The 15,861-nt window shown below is 66.3% G+C and carries 13 protein-coding genes; 7 read left to right on the top strand and 6 right to left on the bottom strand.

What is annotated here, in order from left to right:
• Positions 1 to 11 precede the first annotated feature (11 nt).
• Genes MUN73_RS05410 through MUN73_RS05395 form a run of 4 tightly spaced genes read right to left on the bottom strand, consistent with a single transcriptional unit; the run spans position 12 to position 4,803 of the window.
• Entirely contained in the window at positions 12 to 734 is a 723-nt protein-coding gene (locus tag MUN73_RS05410; protein WP_250139410.1) for an ABC transporter ATP-binding protein, read from the bottom strand.
• Complete coding sequence (locus tag MUN73_RS05405) at positions 731 to 1,531, bottom strand: ABC transporter ATP-binding protein (RefSeq protein ID WP_250139409.1); 801 nt, start codon at positions 1,529 to 1,531, stop codon at positions 731 to 733. Before MUN73_RS05405 ends, MUN73_RS05410 begins: the two co-directional genes overlap by 4 nt.
• Positions 1,531 to 3,510: an ABC transporter permease gene (locus MUN73_RS05400; RefSeq protein WP_250139408.1), complete on the bottom strand. Its 1,980-nt coding sequence runs from the start codon at positions 3,508 to 3,510 to the stop codon at positions 1,531 to 1,533. The genes MUN73_RS05405 and MUN73_RS05400 overlap by 1 nt, the downstream gene beginning before the upstream one ends.
• A gap of 27 nt (positions 3,511 to 3,537) precedes the next feature.
• Positions 3,538 to 4,803: an ABC transporter substrate-binding protein gene (locus MUN73_RS05395; protein WP_250139407.1), complete on the bottom strand. Its 1,266-nt coding sequence runs from the start codon at positions 4,801 to 4,803 to the stop codon at positions 3,538 to 3,540.
• Positions 4,804 to 4,899: 96 nt separating this feature from the next.
• Between MUN73_RS05395 and MUN73_RS05390 the strand changes: the two genes are divergently transcribed.
• From MUN73_RS05390 to MUN73_RS05360, 7 genes are all read left to right on the top strand, one after another.
• Positions 4,900 to 5,037 (top strand): hypothetical protein, encoded by a 138-nt coding sequence (locus MUN73_RS05390; RefSeq protein WP_250139406.1) that lies wholly within the window; start codon positions 4,900 to 4,902, stop codon positions 5,035 to 5,037.
• Between the two features lie 54 nt (positions 5,038 to 5,091).
• Positions 5,092 to 5,493 (top strand): universal stress protein, encoded by a 402-nt coding sequence (locus MUN73_RS05385; protein ID WP_250139405.1) that lies wholly within the window; start codon positions 5,092 to 5,094, stop codon positions 5,491 to 5,493.
• Between the two features lie 121 nt (positions 5,494 to 5,614).
• Entirely contained in the window at positions 5,615 to 6,211 is a 597-nt protein-coding gene (locus MUN73_RS05380) for a GNAT family N-acetyltransferase (protein ID WP_250139404.1), read from the top strand.
• A 171-nt stretch (positions 6,212 to 6,382) separates the two neighbouring features.
• On the top strand, positions 6,383 to 7,669 hold the full coding sequence (paaK, locus tag MUN73_RS05375; RefSeq protein ID WP_250139403.1) for a phenylacetate--CoA ligase PaaK: 1,287 nt from the start codon (positions 6,383 to 6,385) through the stop codon (positions 7,667 to 7,669).
• A 360-nt stretch (positions 7,670 to 8,029) separates the two neighbouring features.
• Positions 8,030 to 8,488, top strand: coding sequence for a MaoC/PaaZ C-terminal domain-containing protein (locus MUN73_RS05370; RefSeq protein ID WP_250139402.1), 459 nt, complete (start codon positions 8,030 to 8,032; stop codon positions 8,486 to 8,488).
• Between the two features lie 123 nt (positions 8,489 to 8,611).
• Positions 8,612 to 9,376: an enoyl-CoA hydratase/isomerase family protein gene (locus MUN73_RS05365; RefSeq protein WP_250139401.1), complete on the top strand. Its 765-nt coding sequence runs from the start codon at positions 8,612 to 8,614 to the stop codon at positions 9,374 to 9,376.
• Between the two features lie 727 nt (positions 9,377 to 10,103).
• Positions 10,104 to 13,232, top strand: coding sequence for an FAD-binding and (Fe-S)-binding domain-containing protein (locus tag MUN73_RS05360; RefSeq protein ID WP_250139400.1), 3,129 nt, complete (start codon positions 10,104 to 10,106; stop codon positions 13,230 to 13,232).
• Between the two features lie 66 nt (positions 13,233 to 13,298).
• Here MUN73_RS05360 and chrA read toward each other — a convergent pair whose 3' ends face one another.
• Together chrA and ahbB are read right to left on the bottom strand one after the other, a co-directional pair.
• Entirely contained in the window at positions 13,299 to 14,657 is a 1,359-nt protein-coding gene (gene chrA, locus MUN73_RS05355; protein ID WP_250139399.1) for a chromate efflux transporter, read from the bottom strand.
• A gap of 40 nt (positions 14,658 to 14,697) precedes the next feature.
• The gene (gene ahbB / locus MUN73_RS05350; RefSeq protein ID WP_250139398.1) at positions 14,698 to 15,738 is read right to left on the bottom strand and encodes a siroheme decarboxylase subunit beta; all 1,041 of its coding nucleotides are present in this window, start codon (positions 15,736 to 15,738) and stop codon (positions 14,698 to 14,700) included.
• Positions 15,739 to 15,861 lie beyond the last annotated feature (123 nt).

Raw genomic sequence — 15,861 nt, 5'->3', positions numbered from 1 at the left:
GTTCCCGAAGGTTACGCGGTGACGCCGAGGTACCTGTCGAGGACCTCCTCGCTCTCCCGAAGATCGTCCGAGGTGCCCTCGTAGACGATCTCGCCCTGGTTGATCACGTAGTTGCGATCGGCGAGTTCGAGGCAGACGTGGACGTTCTGTTCGACGAGCAGGACGGTGATCCCCCGCTCGTTGAGGTCGGCGACGATGTCCATCACGTCCTGGACGATGTAGGGTGCGAGCCCTTCGGTCGGTTCGTCGAGCAGGACGAGGTCGGCACCGCCGACGAGGGCGCGCGCGATCGCGAGCATCTGCTGTTCGCCCCCCGACAGCGACGACCCGGGGTTCCCGGCGCGCGCCTGCAGGTTCTCGAACGTGTCGAGCGCCGCCTCGACCGACAGCGAATCGACGCCGGACGCCCCGCCGTGGTCGGCGAGTTCCAGGTTCTCCCTGACCGAGAGTTCCGGGAAGATCCGTCGTTCTTCCGGTACGAGCGCGACCCCGCGCTGTGCCGTCGTCGTCGCGTCGAGCATCGAAACGTCCTCGCCACGGTACGTGACCTGCCCGCTCGAGGGAGTGAGGATGCCCATGATAGTCCGCAGCGTCGTCGTCTTCCCCGCGCCGTTTCGACCGACCAGGGAGACGATTTCGCCTTCCTCGACCGACAGCGACAGGTCCCGGAGCACCTGCGTCTCGCCGTACCCCGCGTCGACCCGATCGACCGAGAGCAACGGCTCGTCGCTCATTCGACCATCCCCCCGAGGTAGGCGTCCTGTACGTCCTGATTCTCGGCGATCTCTTCGGGCGTCCCCTCGGCGAGGATCTGCCCGCGATTCAACACGGTGATTCGATCGGAGAGTTCCATCACGAGTTCGATGTCGTGCTCGATGAGCAACAGCGTCTGGTCGACCAGCACCTCCTCGATCAGGTCGATCGTCTCCTGGGTCTCCTCGACGCTCATGCCGGCGGTCGGTTCGTCGAACAGGACGAGATCGGGGTCGGTCGCGAGCACGACCCCGATCTCGAGCCGTCGCTTGTCCCCGTAGGCGAGCGCGTCCGCCGTTTCGTCGGCGACGTCGGCGAGGCCGACCCGGTCGAGGATCCGATCGGTCCGGTCGTTCATCTCGTCGTACCGGTCGGTCGGTTTGAACAGCGATTCGACGGCGTTGTACTGGTCGCGGCCGATCGACTGCGCGGCGAGCCTGACGTTTTCGCGCACGGTGAGTCCGCCGAAGATGTTCGAGATCTGGAACGAGCGGCCGATCCCGCGGCGCACTCGCTGCGAGGGCGACAGGGTGGTGATCTCCTCGCCGTCGAAGTAGATCGACCCGTCGGTGACGGGGAGCGCACCGCTGACGAGGTTGAACAGCGTGGTCTTGCCCGCGCCGTTCGGGCCGATGATGCACCGGAACTCGCCCCGTCTCACCGTCAGGTCGACCCGATCGGTCGCCGTGAACTGGCCGAACTTCTTGACGAGGTTCTCCGTCCGGAGGATCGGTTCGTCGGTCGTCGATCGTTCGGATGTGGTCGTTTCCATAGCCATCAGTCGTCACCTCTGACGCCCGGTTCGTCCGGCGTGGGTTCGGTGGCGTCCGGGCCGGGACCGGAGCCGCCCATCACGTACGGGGCGACCTGGGCCGGGAGCGACACCAGTCCGCGCGGAAGGAAGATGACGAACAGGACGAAGATCGTCCCGAGCACCAGCCGCCACCTGCCCGTGAAGTCCGTGAGTATCCCCTCGAGGCCGAAGAACACCGCCGCGCCGACGATCGGACCGTAGAGCGTTCCCAGCCCCCCGAGAATGACCATCACGATCACCTCGCCGGAGTGGAGCCAGTAGGCGAACGACGGCGTCGCGTACCCCGCGTTGAGGGTGAAGAGCCCGCCGGCCACGCCGGCCAGCGCGCCGCTGACGACGAACGCGCGCCGCTTGTAGACGGTCGTCTCGTAGCCGAGGAACGTCGCCCGCTGCTCGTTCTCGCGGATGGACTTGAGCACCGCGCCGAACGGCGACTCGAGCATCCGCCTGGTAAGCAGGAACGCGGCGACCAGACTCGCGAGCGCGATGTAGTAAAACAGCGACTGCCCGGTCAGTACGACGGGACCGAGAAAGAGCGCGACGTCGTCGAGCGAGACTCCCATCCCGGCGATCCCGTAGTACGTCGAGAGCCCGAACTGGCCCTCCGAACCGCCGGTCAGCCCGCGCGGGTCCCGGTACAGGGCGTTGTAGAACAACTCGGCGAAGGCGAGCGTGATCATGGCGAAGTAGACCCCGGAGACGCGGATCGAGAGGTAGCCGACGAACCAGGCGATCGCCGCGGAGACGACGATCGCGAACCCGATCGCGACGATCGCGGAACCGCTCACGTAGAGCAAGGCGATCGCGACCGCGTAAGCCCCGAGCCCGTAGAACAGCGCGTGGCCGAGCGAGACCAGTCCCGTGTAGCCCATCACGAAGTCCAGACTGAGCGCGAACAGCGCCCAGATAAGGACCTCGATCACGAACGTGACCGCGTACGACGAGTACAGCGTCCCAACCCCGAGGGGAACCACCGCGAGCACGCCGACCACCGCGAGTCCGAGGCGGGTCCGGGTCCGCGGGTCGAGTATCCCGCCGTCGGTGCCGGTCAGGAGGTCGCCGCCGCCCTCTTCTTCGAATTCGACGCCGAACAGTCCGCGGGGCCGAAAGAGGAGGACGGCGATCATCAGCAGGAAGATCACCAGTCCCTCGAAGAACGGGACGTAGGTACGCAGGAACGTCTGGATGATCCCGACGAGGAGACCGCCGACGACGGCGCCCCTGAAGCTGCCGAGGCCGCCGAGGACGACGACGACGAACGCCGGAATGATGATCGACATCCCCATCCCCGGGCTGACCGTCCTGTAGCCGCCGAGGATGATGCCCGCGACGGCGGCGAGCGCCGCACCCCCGCCGAAGACCAGCGAGTAGTACCGATCGATGTCGATCCCGAGGTTCCGAACCATCTGCCGGTCCTGGGACCCGGCCCGGATGATCAGCCCGTACTTCGTGTGTTCGAGGACCGCCCAGACGGCCAGCGCCACGACGCTCCCGAAGACGATGATGAACACGTTGTAGACGCTGGTATTGAGCCCGAGTACGTCGATCGATCCCGAGAGCACCGCCGGCAGGGCGAGGCTGGTGCTCCCCGTCCCCCAGACGAGGTATATCAGGTCGTTTATCACCAGCACCAGGCCGAACGTGAGCAGGATGTGATAGAGGGGATTCCGACCGTACAGCGGCCGCACCGTGTAGCGTTCGATCGCGACGCCGACGACGCCGACCAGCAGCGGGGCGACGAGCAACGCGAGGAAGAAGCCGGCCCCACCGAACGGGGCGACGAGTGCGAGCGCGAAGTACGCCCCGAGCGCGAACAGTTCCCCGTGGGCGAAGTTGATGACGTGCATGACGCCGAAGATGACCGACAGTCCGGCGGCGAGCAACACGTAGGCGACGCCGATCGTCAACCCGTCGAACAGGACCTGGAAGAGTTCTCCGAGCATGGTTATCTGGAAACAGCTCCACACTCGTTACAGGCCACAGTCGGTGTCCTCACAGTCAGGTGCCGCGTCCTCCCCGGAGAGGTCCGTCAGGAGTTCGACGTCCGCGAGGTCGCCGCCGTCCGGTTCGACGCACTCGCCCATCCAGACGGGATTCATCGCCTGCTGATCGCACTCCCGGAACTCGTTCGGGCCGAAGATCGTCTCGTGTTCCAGTCCGGAGAGCGTCTCCGCGACCGTCGTCGGATCGCGCGATCCGGCCTCGCGGATCCCGTTCGCGACCATCCGGATCGACTCGTAGCCGACGCGCGAGAAGTTGTCCGGGACGGCGTCGTACTCGGACTCGTACGCCTCGACGAACGCCTGGTTGTCACCGGTCTCGATGCTGGGCACGTATCGAACCCCGCTGTAGGTGTTGTACGCACCCGCGCCGGCACCGGCCCGCACGGCGCGGAACGATCCCGTCGTCGTCACGATCGGAATGTCGTCCTGGAGCCCGCGCTCGCTGGCCTGCGAGAGGAAAATCGCGAGGTCGGCACCGGTCATCCCCACGACGAGCGCGTCGGCGTCGTCGGTCGCGTTGGTGATCTGGCTGATGAACGCCTCGAAGTCGGTCGACCCCGGGTCCGATCGGGTCACGTCGACCTGTTCGTAGGAGTCGCTGATCGACTCCATCCGCGTCTCGACCTCGTTCAGGACCGACTCGCCGTAGGCGTAGTCCGCAATGTGGTAGAAGATCCGATCGCCGAGTTCGTCGGCGGTCCACTGGGCCATCGCCTCGGCGATCTGTGCGGTGTTCGTCTCGAACCGGAACACGTACTCGTTGCAGTTGTCCCCCGTGATCGAGACGTCGGCCGCGCCCGGCGTGTACACCACCTCGTTCTCGAGCGCGAAATCGTTGATCGCGAGCGCGGCGGAACTCGAGATACAGCCGGTAATGAACCCCGCGTCGTCGGACTGGACCGCCTCCTGGGCCCGCTGCGTCGCCGTCGCCGGATCGAGTTGCGTGTCGTACTCGCTGTACTCGATTTCGAAGTCGTACTCGTCGCTCTCGTTGATCTGCTGGATCGCGAGTTCGGTCCCCTGGTGTCGCTCTTCGGCGAGGTCACTGAACTCGCCCGTGAACGGCTCGAGGACGCCGAACTGGACCGTATCGAACTCCCCGTCGTCACCCTCCGAGACCTCTTCCGGATCGCCGACACAACCGGCCAACCCAGTCAGTCCGGCGACGCTTCCCGCAGTTATTGCTTTGAGAACGTCTCGCCTCCGGCCGTGACCCGTGCCACCCTTGGTCATACGTGCAGTATATAATTATAATAGCTCATAAAAATAGACCCCCGTTTGTCGTGGTTTTATATGTTAACTGCCGGCAAGACTCTCCGAGTCCGGCCCGTGACCCGAACGAATCGCGCCCGAACGGTACAGAACGACGCCCGGCGATCGGGCCTCGTCACGGGACTCCGGACGCCGACGGATCCGACGATGACGGGGCCGACGGACGGCGACTCACCGCGGATCGGGATGGTATAAAACCCGGACAAGTAGCGGCCGATCGTTATGCATCGTGCGAACGACCCACAGGGCATGTACCGGATACTGGTCGGACTCGACACCGACGTGGAACGGGCGACCACACAGGCGTCGACGATCGAGTCCATGCCGGGTGCGGCCGACGAAATCACGGCGATACTCGCACACGTCTTCCAGGAGAACCCCGAGGGGCGATCGGTCCAGCAACTCGACGGCGTCCGGCACGTCGCAGCGTCGTTCGACGAACGCGGCGTCGACTACGAGTACTACGAGGCGAGCGGGGAACCGGCACCCGAACTGATCGCCGCGGCCGACGAGACGGACGCGGACATGATCTGCCTCTCGGGACGGAAACGCACGCCGACGGGGAAGGTCATCTTCGGCAGCGTCACGCAGTCGGTCATCCTCGGAACCGACAGGCCCGTAGTGACCGTCAGTCCCGAGGGTGAACCGTAGCGACGAGTCGTCCGCACCGCGACGGGTGACCGCTCTCTCACCGGCCGACTTGTATAAAACCCATACATAAACGGGACGAGAGTGATGAACGTGTGGGCCCAATTCACACCCGTGACCGCCGATGACGATCGACACCTGCCCCGCCTGGGACCCGGGAGACTGTGAAGGGGCGACGGGCTGTCCCCCTCGCTGTCCCCGGTTCGTCGACAAGCACGGCGAACCGATCCTGGTCGAACCGTTCGAGCCACCGCGTTTCGACGCGCTCGCCTCGATGTACGTCGACTATCCCGAACCCCACCGATCGATGGGCGTTCCGCCCGTCGGCCGCGAGCGCATCGCCTCGTGGCTCGAGCGCCTGGTCGAACGCGGCTTCAACGTCGTGGCCGTCCACGACGGGTCGGTCGTCGGCCACGCGGCCTACTCGCCGTGCTCGAGCGTGGAACCCCAGTTCGTCGTCTTCGTCGATCCGGCGTACCACGACCGCGGCATCGGGACCGAACTCTGTCGGCACGTGATCGCCTACGCCGCCGACGCGGGCCACGAGGCGCTCGTGCTCGACGTCGACGCCACGAACGAGCGGGCGGTACACGTCTACCGACGGATGGGGTTCGAGACGATCGATCGAAGCGGGAACGATCTCCGGATGCGGCTTCCGTTCGACGAACCGATCGTCGAGACGGTGCAGTTGCCGCCCGCGGAACGACCGGCGGCCCACTGATCGACGGCGACGCGATCGGGGCAACGCACGAACGGGCACTCGAGTGCGGCGACGCTCGTCGCCGAACTCGATCACCGCCCCGTCACCGGTCGAGAGCGACGTCGTTCCGCACAGTCGGGTGTGTACACACCACATGATTTTTGTCGGGGCACGGAAGAGTGGTGGACGAGGATGAGTTACACGCAGATCGAGACGGCACCGCGGGAAGAGATTCGGGAACTGCAGAACGAACGGCTCAGAGAGACGGTCCGCAACGCCTACGAGAACGTCGAGTACTACCGGGACGCGTTCGACGAGGCCGGCGTCGCGCCGGGGGACGTCCAGACGATCGACGACATCCAGCAGTTGCCGTTCACGACGAAGGCGGACTTCCGCGACGAGTACCCCGACGGCCTCTTCGCCGTCGACGACGAGGACATCCGCCGCATCCACGCCTCGTCGGGGACGACAGGCAAGCCGAAGATCGTCTCCTACACCGCCGAGGACCTCGACGTGTGGAGCGAGGTCGTCGCCCGGAGCCTCGTCGCGTCCGGCGTGGAACCGGGTGATACGGTCCAGAACGGTTACGGCTACGGGCTGTTCACGGGGGGCCTCGGCCTTCACTACGGGATCGAAGAACTCGGGGCGACGGTCATCCCGATCGGCGGCGGCCAGACTCAGCGACAGGTCGAGTTACTCCAGGACTTGGAGAGCGACGCGATCGCGTGTACGCCCTCGTACTCCCTGTACCTCGCCGAGACGGCCGAAGAGATGGGGATCGATCCGACGGAACTGCCGGTCTCGACGGTCATCTTCGGTGCCGAACCCTGTACCGATCCGATGCGCGAGGAGATCGAAGAGCGACTCGGGGCGAACGGGATCGACATCTACGGCCTCTCGGAGATCATCGGCCCCGGCGTCTCCAACGAGTGTCACGAGGCCCAGGACGGGCTCCATATCTGGGAGGATCACTTCTACCCCGAGGTGATCGACCCGCAAACCGGCGAACCCCTGCCCGAGGGCGAGGAGGGCGAACTCGTACTGACGACGCTGTCGAAAGCGGCCCTGCCGGCCATCCGGTATCGCACCGGCGACCTCACCACGCTCACGTACGACGAGTGCGAGTGCGGCCGGACGATGGTTCGCATGGACAACATCACCGGCCGGGCCGACGACCTCCTCATCGTCCGCGGGGTCAACCTCTATCCCAGCCAGATCGAAGAGGTCGTCCTCGAGTTCGACGCGATCGCGCCGTACTACCGGATCGACCTCTACCGGGAGGACGCCCTCGATCGCCTCGAACTCACGATCGAGCGCGAACCGGACGTCGACGTCGCCGAAGCGGAGTTGCGCGACCGCGTGCTCACCCGACTCGAGAACGTCCTCTCGTTCACGCCGGACGAGTTGATCGTCGCCGATCCCGGCGGCATCGAACGGACCGAGGTGGGGAAAGTCAAGCGCGTCTACGATCACCGGTAGCGGCCGCGGTCGGCCGCTGATCCCGATCGCGCCGGGGGAGTCGGTAGTCGATCGGTCCGCCAGCCGCCACGTGCCTGACGACGACGGCCGCCGTCGACGAGGGTCTCCGGAGACCAGTCGCTGCTGGATCCGCACACGCCGGGGTGGCCGGACGGTCGTCCATCGGGAAATCCAGTATCAATCTCCCGACGATCCGCCGCATCCCTCATACGGATTACTGTGACTATTTTCTTCGGTGCTGGAGCAAAGCGCGTACTCACCGGTCGAGACCGACGATCCGTCTCGGCACGGCGGTAACTACTCACAGTAAACCGTATCAGTCGAAGTAACTTATTTGTACGGTGGTTTGGATGTCTACGTATGGCATACAGTTACGAACCGCATCACTTCGAGGACTTCGAAGAGGGACAGGAGTTCCAGAGCGTCGGACGCACCGTCACGGAGACCGACTTCGTCATGCACTCGGCGCTGGCCGGGGACTGGACGGAGCTTCACACCAACAAGGAGTACGCCGAAGACGGCCCGTTCGACGGCCGCATCGCCCACGGTCCGATGACGTTCGTCCACGCGACGGGGTTCGTCTACCGATCGGGGATCGTCGAGCGGACGGCCTACGCCTTCCTCGGGATGAACTACATGGACATTCCGAACCCGGTCTACATCGGGGACACGATCTCGCTGGAGATGGAGGTCACCGAAAAGAACGACGTCGACCACGACGACGCGGGGATCGTCGTCCTCGACACCGAGATGACCAACCAGGACGATACCGTCGTCTTCCAGGGCGACATGAAGTTCCTCATTCACCGCAAGGAGTGACCTGACCGCCGATCGCCGGCGGACCGGGGTCGGCGGAGACCACCGGGAGCGATCGCGCTCGGCCGGCCGGTCGGTCGCGTGACCACGCGGACGTTGAAGTCGCCCGCCGACGCACGATATCACATGCACGTCCACGACGCTGATGGCGTCCGGCACCTCACGTTCGACCGACCCGACGTTCGAAACGCGTTCACCGCGACGGTCGCGCGCGAACTCGCGGACGCCCTTGCGGATCTGGACCCGACCGAACTCGACGCCGTCGTCCTCGCGGGGGAGGGCGAGGCGTTCAGCGCGGGCGGCGACGTCGAGGCGATGGCCGAGCGCGAGGAAACCCCGAAGCAGGCGTACGATCGCGTCCGTACCACCCTCGGCCGCGTCGCGGAGCGGGCGCTGACGAGTCCCGTCCCGATCGTGGCGAAAGTCGACGGCGACGCCGTCGGTGCGGGGCTCTCGCTGGTCGCGGCGTCGGATTTCGCCTACGCCGGCGAGTCGTCCCGATTCGGCGCGTCGTTCGTCAACGTCGGCCTGGTTCCCGACGCGGGCGCCACGGTGACGCTGCCGCGACTCGTCGGATTGCGAAAAGCGAAGGAACTCGCGCTCACCGGCCGACTGGTCGACGCCGCGGAGGCCGAACGGCTGGGACTCGTCAACGAGACGGTGCCCGACGACGAACTCGACGATCGGGTCGACGACCTCCTCGCGACGCTCGCGGCCCGGCCGACCGAGAACGTCGGGCTCGCAAAGCGGGCGATCCACGACAACCTGGGCCGATCGTGGCGCGACGGACTCGATCGGGAAGCCCACGTCCAGACGCTCGCGTACGGAACGGACGCCCACGAAGAAGGCGTCGAGGCGTTCCTCGAGGGGCGATCCCCGACGTTCGACTGAGACGGTCTGCGGTACCGAGTTCCCGGCGCAACCGCCGGACGGTCGCGATTGCGCCGGAACTGGCGTACAGGAGTCCGTACGAGCGGCCCGAACGCAGGCGTGGCGAATTCCTGCGGCGATCCACCCGAACGAAAGGTCCCGGCGAACGGGCATCCTCACCGAAGAAAAACCACCTAGTTGATATACAAACTTCCATATAAATTTGAAGAGTAGATAGATAGAGAATGTTTTCGAACGCTCAGCCAATAGAATCACCAACTGCCGATCGAACACCGGCTTAGACGGATATAGCGCTATCTTAGTCGACTACAGACGGATTTAGACGATGGTTCAAAATAGCTGCCGAGCAGAAGCAGAATCCCGGATAGAAGGCGATATTGCCGACATTGTCAGTCGGATGGGGACATATTCAGGCCACAATCAATCGTACAACATGTATGTTATGTTCTCATAATTCTATATTGGTACTTTATCGCACATCGTCGATCGGCCATCGGTGAGCGATCCGCGGGGCGCGAGCCGAGCGGAGATCTGCCCAACCAGTTAGGCAGTCAGTTCGTGACCGGCGAGCGCCTACGCTCGTTTACCGTCCGATACCCGGACGGGGCCCCGGGGGCGCACGTGGGAAAACGACGGGGCCACGGTTTCCTTCGATCACTCCCTCTCCGTCGTCAGCCGTCTGCCGATAATGCCGACCGTTTAAGCCGCCCAGTGGCAAGAGGCAGGTATGGCCACGGAGCCGAGCGCCGACCCGGCCGCCGACCGGCGTGCGAACTACGACTACCGGAGCGACGACGTCGATCGCCCGGCGCTCGTCGCGGACCTGACGGCGGTCGTCGACTGCGAGGTGCGTGCCGACTCCTACTCGCGCCAGTTGTACGCGACGGACGCGAGCGCCTACGAGGTGACCCCGATCGCGGTCGCCGCCCCCGAGTCGACGGCCGACGTCGTCGGCATCGTCGAGTACTGCGCCGATCGGGGGATTCCGGTTCTCCCGCGGGGTGGCGGGACGAGCCTCGCCGGCCAGACGGTCAACCGGGCCGTCGTGCTGGATTTCACGCGACACATGAACGAGATCCGTGAGATCGATCCCGAGTCCCGGACGGCGACGGTCCAGCCGGGCACGATCCTCGGGACGCTGAACGAGACCCTCGCGTCCCACGACCTGAAGTTCGCACCCGACCCCGCCTGGGGCGACAAGAGCGCGATCGGGGGCGCGATCGGGAACAACTCGACTGGATCGCACTCGCTCGTGTACGGCAAGACCGACGCCTACATCGAGGAGTGCGAGGCCGTTCTCGCCGACGGCACGGTGACGACGTTCAGCGAGGTCACGCTCGAGGAAATCACCCGGCGGGCCGATCCCGACGGCGACCTGGAGGGTCGGATCTACGCCGAGATCGATCGGATCCTCGCGGAAGACGCCGACCTGATCGAGAAGACGTACCCCGATCTCAAGCGAAACGTCTCGGGCTACAACCTCGATCGGCTCGTCGCGGAGGTCCGGGGCGAGCCGCTGCCGGGTAGTGAGGAGAGCGCGACGGCGGAGTCGTCGCGAACCGAAGGCGGTGAAACCCCCGAAGCTGGCGGCGAGCCGGGCACGGTCAACCTCGCGCGGCTCCTGGCGGGCAGCGAGGGGACGCTCGCGATCGTCACCGAGGCGACGGTCTCGCTCGAACCGGTACCCGAAACCAAGGCGGTCTCCCTGCTCTGTTACCGGGACCTCCACGAGGCGATGCGGGACGTCGAGACGATCCTCGAACACGATCCCGCGGCGGTCGAAGTGCTAGACGACGTGCTGATCGACCTCGCCCGCGATACCGCGGAGTTCGGCCCCGTCACCGGGATGCTCCCCGAGGGGACGAACGCCGTCCTCCTCGTGGAGTTCTACGCCGCGGACGCCGATCACGGCAGGGAGCAGGTCGCCGGCCTGCTGGCCGATCGCGTTCCATCGGCGACGCCTGCCGGGGAACCAGCCGCGGACGCGCCGAGCAGTAATAGCGAGCCGCTCGCGATCGACGCGCTCGAGGCCTACGACGACGCGGAGCGCGCGAAACTCTGGAAACTCCGCAAGTCCGGCCTGCCGATCCTGCTCTCGCGAACGACCGACGAGAAGCACATCTCGTTCATCGAGGACACCGCGATTCCACCCGCGAAGCTCCCGGAGTTCGTCGAACGCTTCGAAGCAATTCTCGAGGCTCACGACACCTATGCGAGCTTCTACGCCCACGCCGGTCCCGGCGTGCTCCACGTCCGCCCGCTCGTGAACACGAAGACCGAGGTGGGCCTCGACCAGCTTCACGGCATCGCGGACGACGTGACGGACCTCGTCGTCGAACTCGGAGGCTCGGTCTCCGGCGAACACGGCGACGGCCGCGCCCGGACCCAGTGGAACCGGAAGCTGTACGGCGATCGGCTCTGGGAGATCTTCAAGGACCTCAAGACGGCGTTCGACCCCGACTGGCTCCTCAACCCCGGACAGGTCGTCTTCCGGGAGGACGACCCCACGGACCTGCGCGAGCACCTGCGGTTCGACCCCGACTACGAGTTCGAGGCGGGGTTCGACCCCGAACTCGAGTGGACCAACGACAACGGAATGCAGGGGATGGTCGAACTCTGTCACGGCTGTGGCGGCTGCCGCGGCGAGCAGTCCACGACCGGCGGCGTGATGTGTCCGACCTACCGCGCCAGCCGCGAGGAGATCACGGCCACCCGCGGGCGGGCGAACGCGCTCCGGGGAGCGATGAGCGGCGATCTGGCGCCCGGCGATGCGTTCACCGACGAGTTCGTCGAGGAGGTGATGGGGCTGTGCATCGGCTGCAAGGGCTGTGCGATCGACTGCCCGAGCGAAGTCGACATGGCGAAGCTCAAGGCCGAAGTGACTCACGAGTACCACCAGCGAAACGGGTCGACGCTCCGCGATCGGCTCTTCGCCAACGTCGCGACCCTCTCGAAGTGGGGGTCCCAACTCGCGCCGTTCTCGAACGTCCTCCCGAAACTCCCGGGTGCTCGCACGCTGCTCGACGCGACCGTCGGCATCGCCGCCGATCGCCCGCTCCCGACGTTCCACGCGACGACGTTCCGGGACTGGTTCGCGTACCGCGGCGGGGCGCAGGTCGATCCCGACGCGGCCGATCGGCGCGTCGTCCTCTACCCCGACACCTACACCAACTACAGCCACCCCGAGGCGGGCAAGGCGGCCGTCCGCGTGCTGGAGGCGGCGAACGTCCACGTGACGGTCCCCGACGACCTCGGCGACACCGGCCGGCCGGCGTTCTCGAAGGGGTTCCTCGAGACGGCCCGCGAGGCCGCCCGGACGAACGTCCGGACGCTCGCGCCCCTCGTCGAGGACGGCCGAGACGTGGTCGTGATCGAACCCTCCGACGCGGTCATGTTCCAGTCGGACTACCGCGACCTGCTCACCGGGGAGTCCGTCGACCGGGTCGCGGACGCCACCTACGGCGTCTGCGAGTACCTCGATACGTTCCGGCTGGACGACTCGATCGCGTTCGACCGGGACCCAGAGAGCGGGCCAACCCTGACCTACCACGGCCACTGCCACCAGAAGGCGACCCGGAAGGATCATCACGCCGTCGGCGTCCTCCGGCGGGCGGGCTACGCCGTCGACCCCCTCGACTCGGGCTGTTGCGGGATGGCCGGGAGCTTCGGCTACGAGACCGAACACGCCTCGATGAGCGACGCGATCGCCCGCATCCTCTACGACCAGGTCGCCGACAGCGACGGCGAGCGGGTCGTCGCTCCCGGGGCCTCCTGCCGAACCCAACTCGAGAACCGCCCCGGCGCGGACGAGGAGCCGCCGACGCCGATCGAACTCGTGGCCGCGGCGATCGAGTGATCGCCGGCCGGATCGCGATCGTGCGAGCGCGAACGGCCGCGTGCCGGTCAGAGCACGGCGTGCCGGTCAGAGCACGAGGAAGAACCACGCCGTCCCGATCGCGCCGCCGCCGACGATGAGGTAGGCGGCGTGGAGCCCGCGGACGAACAGCACGCAGGTCACGGCGGCGAGCAGGACCGTGAACAAGTCCACGAACGATTCCGCGGCGAGGGTCACGGTCGCGCCGAGGATCGCGCCGACGACCGCGGCGTTGACGCCGATCAGCGCCGACTGGACGACGTCGTTCTCCCGGACCCGCGCGAAGTACGGGAAGAACCCCATGATGAACGCGAACGACGGGCCGAACGCGCCGACCATGGCGACGAACGCGCCGAGGATCGCGATCGAGACCAGCCCATACGTGTCGAGCATGAGCTTGTAGCCGACGAACGCGGTCGTCATCACGACCGGCCCGGGCGAGAGCTGTCCGATCGCGATCCCGTCGACGAACTCGCGGCCGGTCATCCAGCCGAACTCCCCGACGACGTAGAGTTCGATGAACGGGATGAGGACGAGTCCGCCGCCGTAGATGAACGACCCGGTGTAGACCATGAACGCGAAGAGCTTCACCCACGGGTTCGCCCATATCGCGAGCAGGAGTCCCCACAGCGGGCTGGCCTCGATCGTCCGCCGCGCCGCCGGCCCGAGGAGGTCGAACAGCCGATCCCGGAGCGCGAACGCGACGCCGGCGACGCCGCCGCCGATCGTCCACAGCGAGACGCGCCGCCAGTTCGCCCGGACCCACGAGGAGCGGTAGATCGCGACCGCGATCGCGCCGGCGACGACGAACTGGACGACGGGATTCGTGCCGAGCGTAGCCGTCGCAACGATCGCGGCGGCGAGCAATCCGACCAGCAGGTAGTCGATCGACACCGTCTCGTCGCCGAGTTGGAACTCGAGGTCGCGCCGTCCCTCGGCGAAGGCGCTCCGGGCCATCGACCACGACGCGCCGACGATCAACCCGATCACGACCGGGTTGATGCCGTAGAACAGCGCCGTCACCGACGGCAGTGCCTGGTAGGCGAAGTAGAGCCACGAGAAGAAGACGACGACGACGAACGTCGGGAGCATAAAGAAGAAGCCGGCGACGATCGCGCCGGGGTTCCCGGCGTAGAGCCAGCCCATGAAGATCCCGAGTTGCGTCGACGCGGGGCCGGGAAGCATGTTGCAGATCGCGAGCCCTTCCATGAACGTCGACTCGTCGGTCCACTCGCGGCTGTCCTCGCCGACGAGGTCGGCCTCCATCATCGCGATGTGGACCAGCGGCCCGCCGAACCCGACGATGCCGATGAACAGGTAGTAGGCCGCGATTTCGAGGAGTTTCCCGCGGGTCGGCTCGCCGCGATAGGCGTCGGCAGGCGACTCCGTGATCGTCGCATCGGTCACACGCCGGACGACTACGCCGGGTTCGATAAGCCTTCGCCGATCAGCGTCCGACCAGGTCCTCGTACCGAGCGCCGGTCTGCTTCAGCGTCTCGGTCGAGTAGAGGCGTTCGTGCTCGACCGGCAGGTGGTCGGCGGCCAGTTCGTCGATCTTCTCGTCGACGGCGGCAGGGTCGCGCCCGTGGATCATCGTGAACAGGTTGTACGGCCAGTCGTGCTCGGGCCGGCGCGGCCGGTGGTAACAGAGCGTGACGTACGGGAGAGAGCCGACGCGCTCACCCCAGTCGTCGAGGCGCTCGTCCGGCACGTCCCAGACCACCATGCAGTTCGCGTCGAAGCCGGTGACGACGTGGTTGACGATGCAGCCGATGCGCTTGATACAGCCGTCGTCTCGAAGCCGCTCGATCCCCGCGAGCACGTCGTCCACGTCGGTCCCGATCCGATCGGCAACGTCGCGATAGGGCGTCCGCGAGAGCGGGAACCCGTCCTGGATCGCGAGCAGGAGGTCGGCCTCGAACGACGAGAGGTCGCCCGCGGCCTCCTCGCTGATGCGAGTAGCGGATGAATCGGTTCCCTCTTCCAGCGATTCTCGTGCGAACCGATCGGCGTTGACCACGGGGAACTCGAGGTCGATGTAGTAGTCGGTCAGCATCGGCAGGTTCAGCACGGCACAGCCGGTTCGCTCCTCGATCTCCGCGAGGATCTCGTCGCGCCGCTCCCGCGACCCGGCCGTGACGACGAACCACATGTTCCACTCGTGGTCGCGGGCGTAGTTGTGGTTGACCTGCCGGTAGTCGTTGATGGTTTCGGCGATCTCGTCGAACCGATCGTCGGGAGCCTGCACCGCGGCGAGCGTCGACGATCCGATCACCGGCGGGTTGAGGACGGCCCCGAACCGGCGGAAGACACCCCGATCCGAGAGCGTCCGGACCCGATCGAGCGCGGCCGACTCGTCGATCCCGAGTTCCGCGCCGACCCGACGGAACGGCCGTTCCTCGATCGGGAACCCGCTCTGGTAGCCGTCGACGATCGCGGCGTCGACGTCGTCGATCGCTTCGCGCCAGTCCCCCGAGAGACTGCTCATTGGCGGGTCTAGGGAGAACGTCACTGTATGGGTTTCGGCTCTCCGCAGGCGGTGGGCCCGATCGAACGGGGTTCGACCCGCGGCGACGGAGAACCGACTACAACGATTATTACTGTGGGTATC

Origin of the sequence: Halosolutus amylolyticus (assembly GCF_023566055.1) — an archaeon.
GTDB classification, from domain to species: domain Archaea; phylum Halobacteriota; class Halobacteria; order Halobacteriales; family Natrialbaceae; genus Halosolutus; species Halosolutus amylolyticus.
Note: the sequence above shows the minus strand (reverse complement) of the source record. Positions and strands in the feature narration are given on the sequence as shown.

Bases quoted from the DNA above. Each gene is read 5' to 3' on its own strand.
- MUN73_RS05400 (WP_250139408.1), bottom strand. From the start codon at position 3,510: ATGCTCGGAGAACTCTTCCAGGTCCTGTTCGACGGGTTGACGATCGGC.
- MUN73_RS05410 (WP_250139410.1), bottom strand. From the start codon at position 734: ATGAGCGACGAGCCGTTGCTCTCGGTCGATCGGGTCGACGCGGGGTAC.
- ahbB (WP_250139398.1), bottom strand. From the start codon at position 15,738: ATGAGCAGTCTCTCGGGGGACTGGCGCGAAGCGATCGACGACGTCGAC.
- MUN73_RS05380 (WP_250139404.1), top strand. From the start codon at position 5,615: ATGACGATCGACACCTGCCCCGCCTGGGACCCGGGAGACTGTGAAGGG.
- MUN73_RS05365 (WP_250139401.1), top strand. From the start codon at position 8,612: ATGCACGTCCACGACGCTGATGGCGTCCGGCACCTCACGTTCGACCGA.
- MUN73_RS05405 (WP_250139409.1), bottom strand. From the start codon at position 1,531: ATGGCTATGGAAACGACCACATCCGAACGATCGACGACCGACGAACCG.
- MUN73_RS05395 (WP_250139407.1), bottom strand. From the start codon at position 4,803: ATGACCAAGGGTGGCACGGGTCACGGCCGGAGGCGAGACGTTCTCAAA.
- MUN73_RS05370 (WP_250139402.1), top strand. From the start codon at position 8,030: ATGGCATACAGTTACGAACCGCATCACTTCGAGGACTTCGAAGAGGGA.
- paaK (WP_250139403.1), top strand. From the start codon at position 6,383: ATGAGTTACACGCAGATCGAGACGGCACCGCGGGAAGAGATTCGGGAA.
- MUN73_RS05385 (WP_250139405.1), top strand. From the start codon at position 5,092: ATGTACCGGATACTGGTCGGACTCGACACCGACGTGGAACGGGCGACC.
- MUN73_RS05360 (WP_250139400.1), top strand. From the start codon at position 10,104: ATGGCCACGGAGCCGAGCGCCGACCCGGCCGCCGACCGGCGTGCGAAC.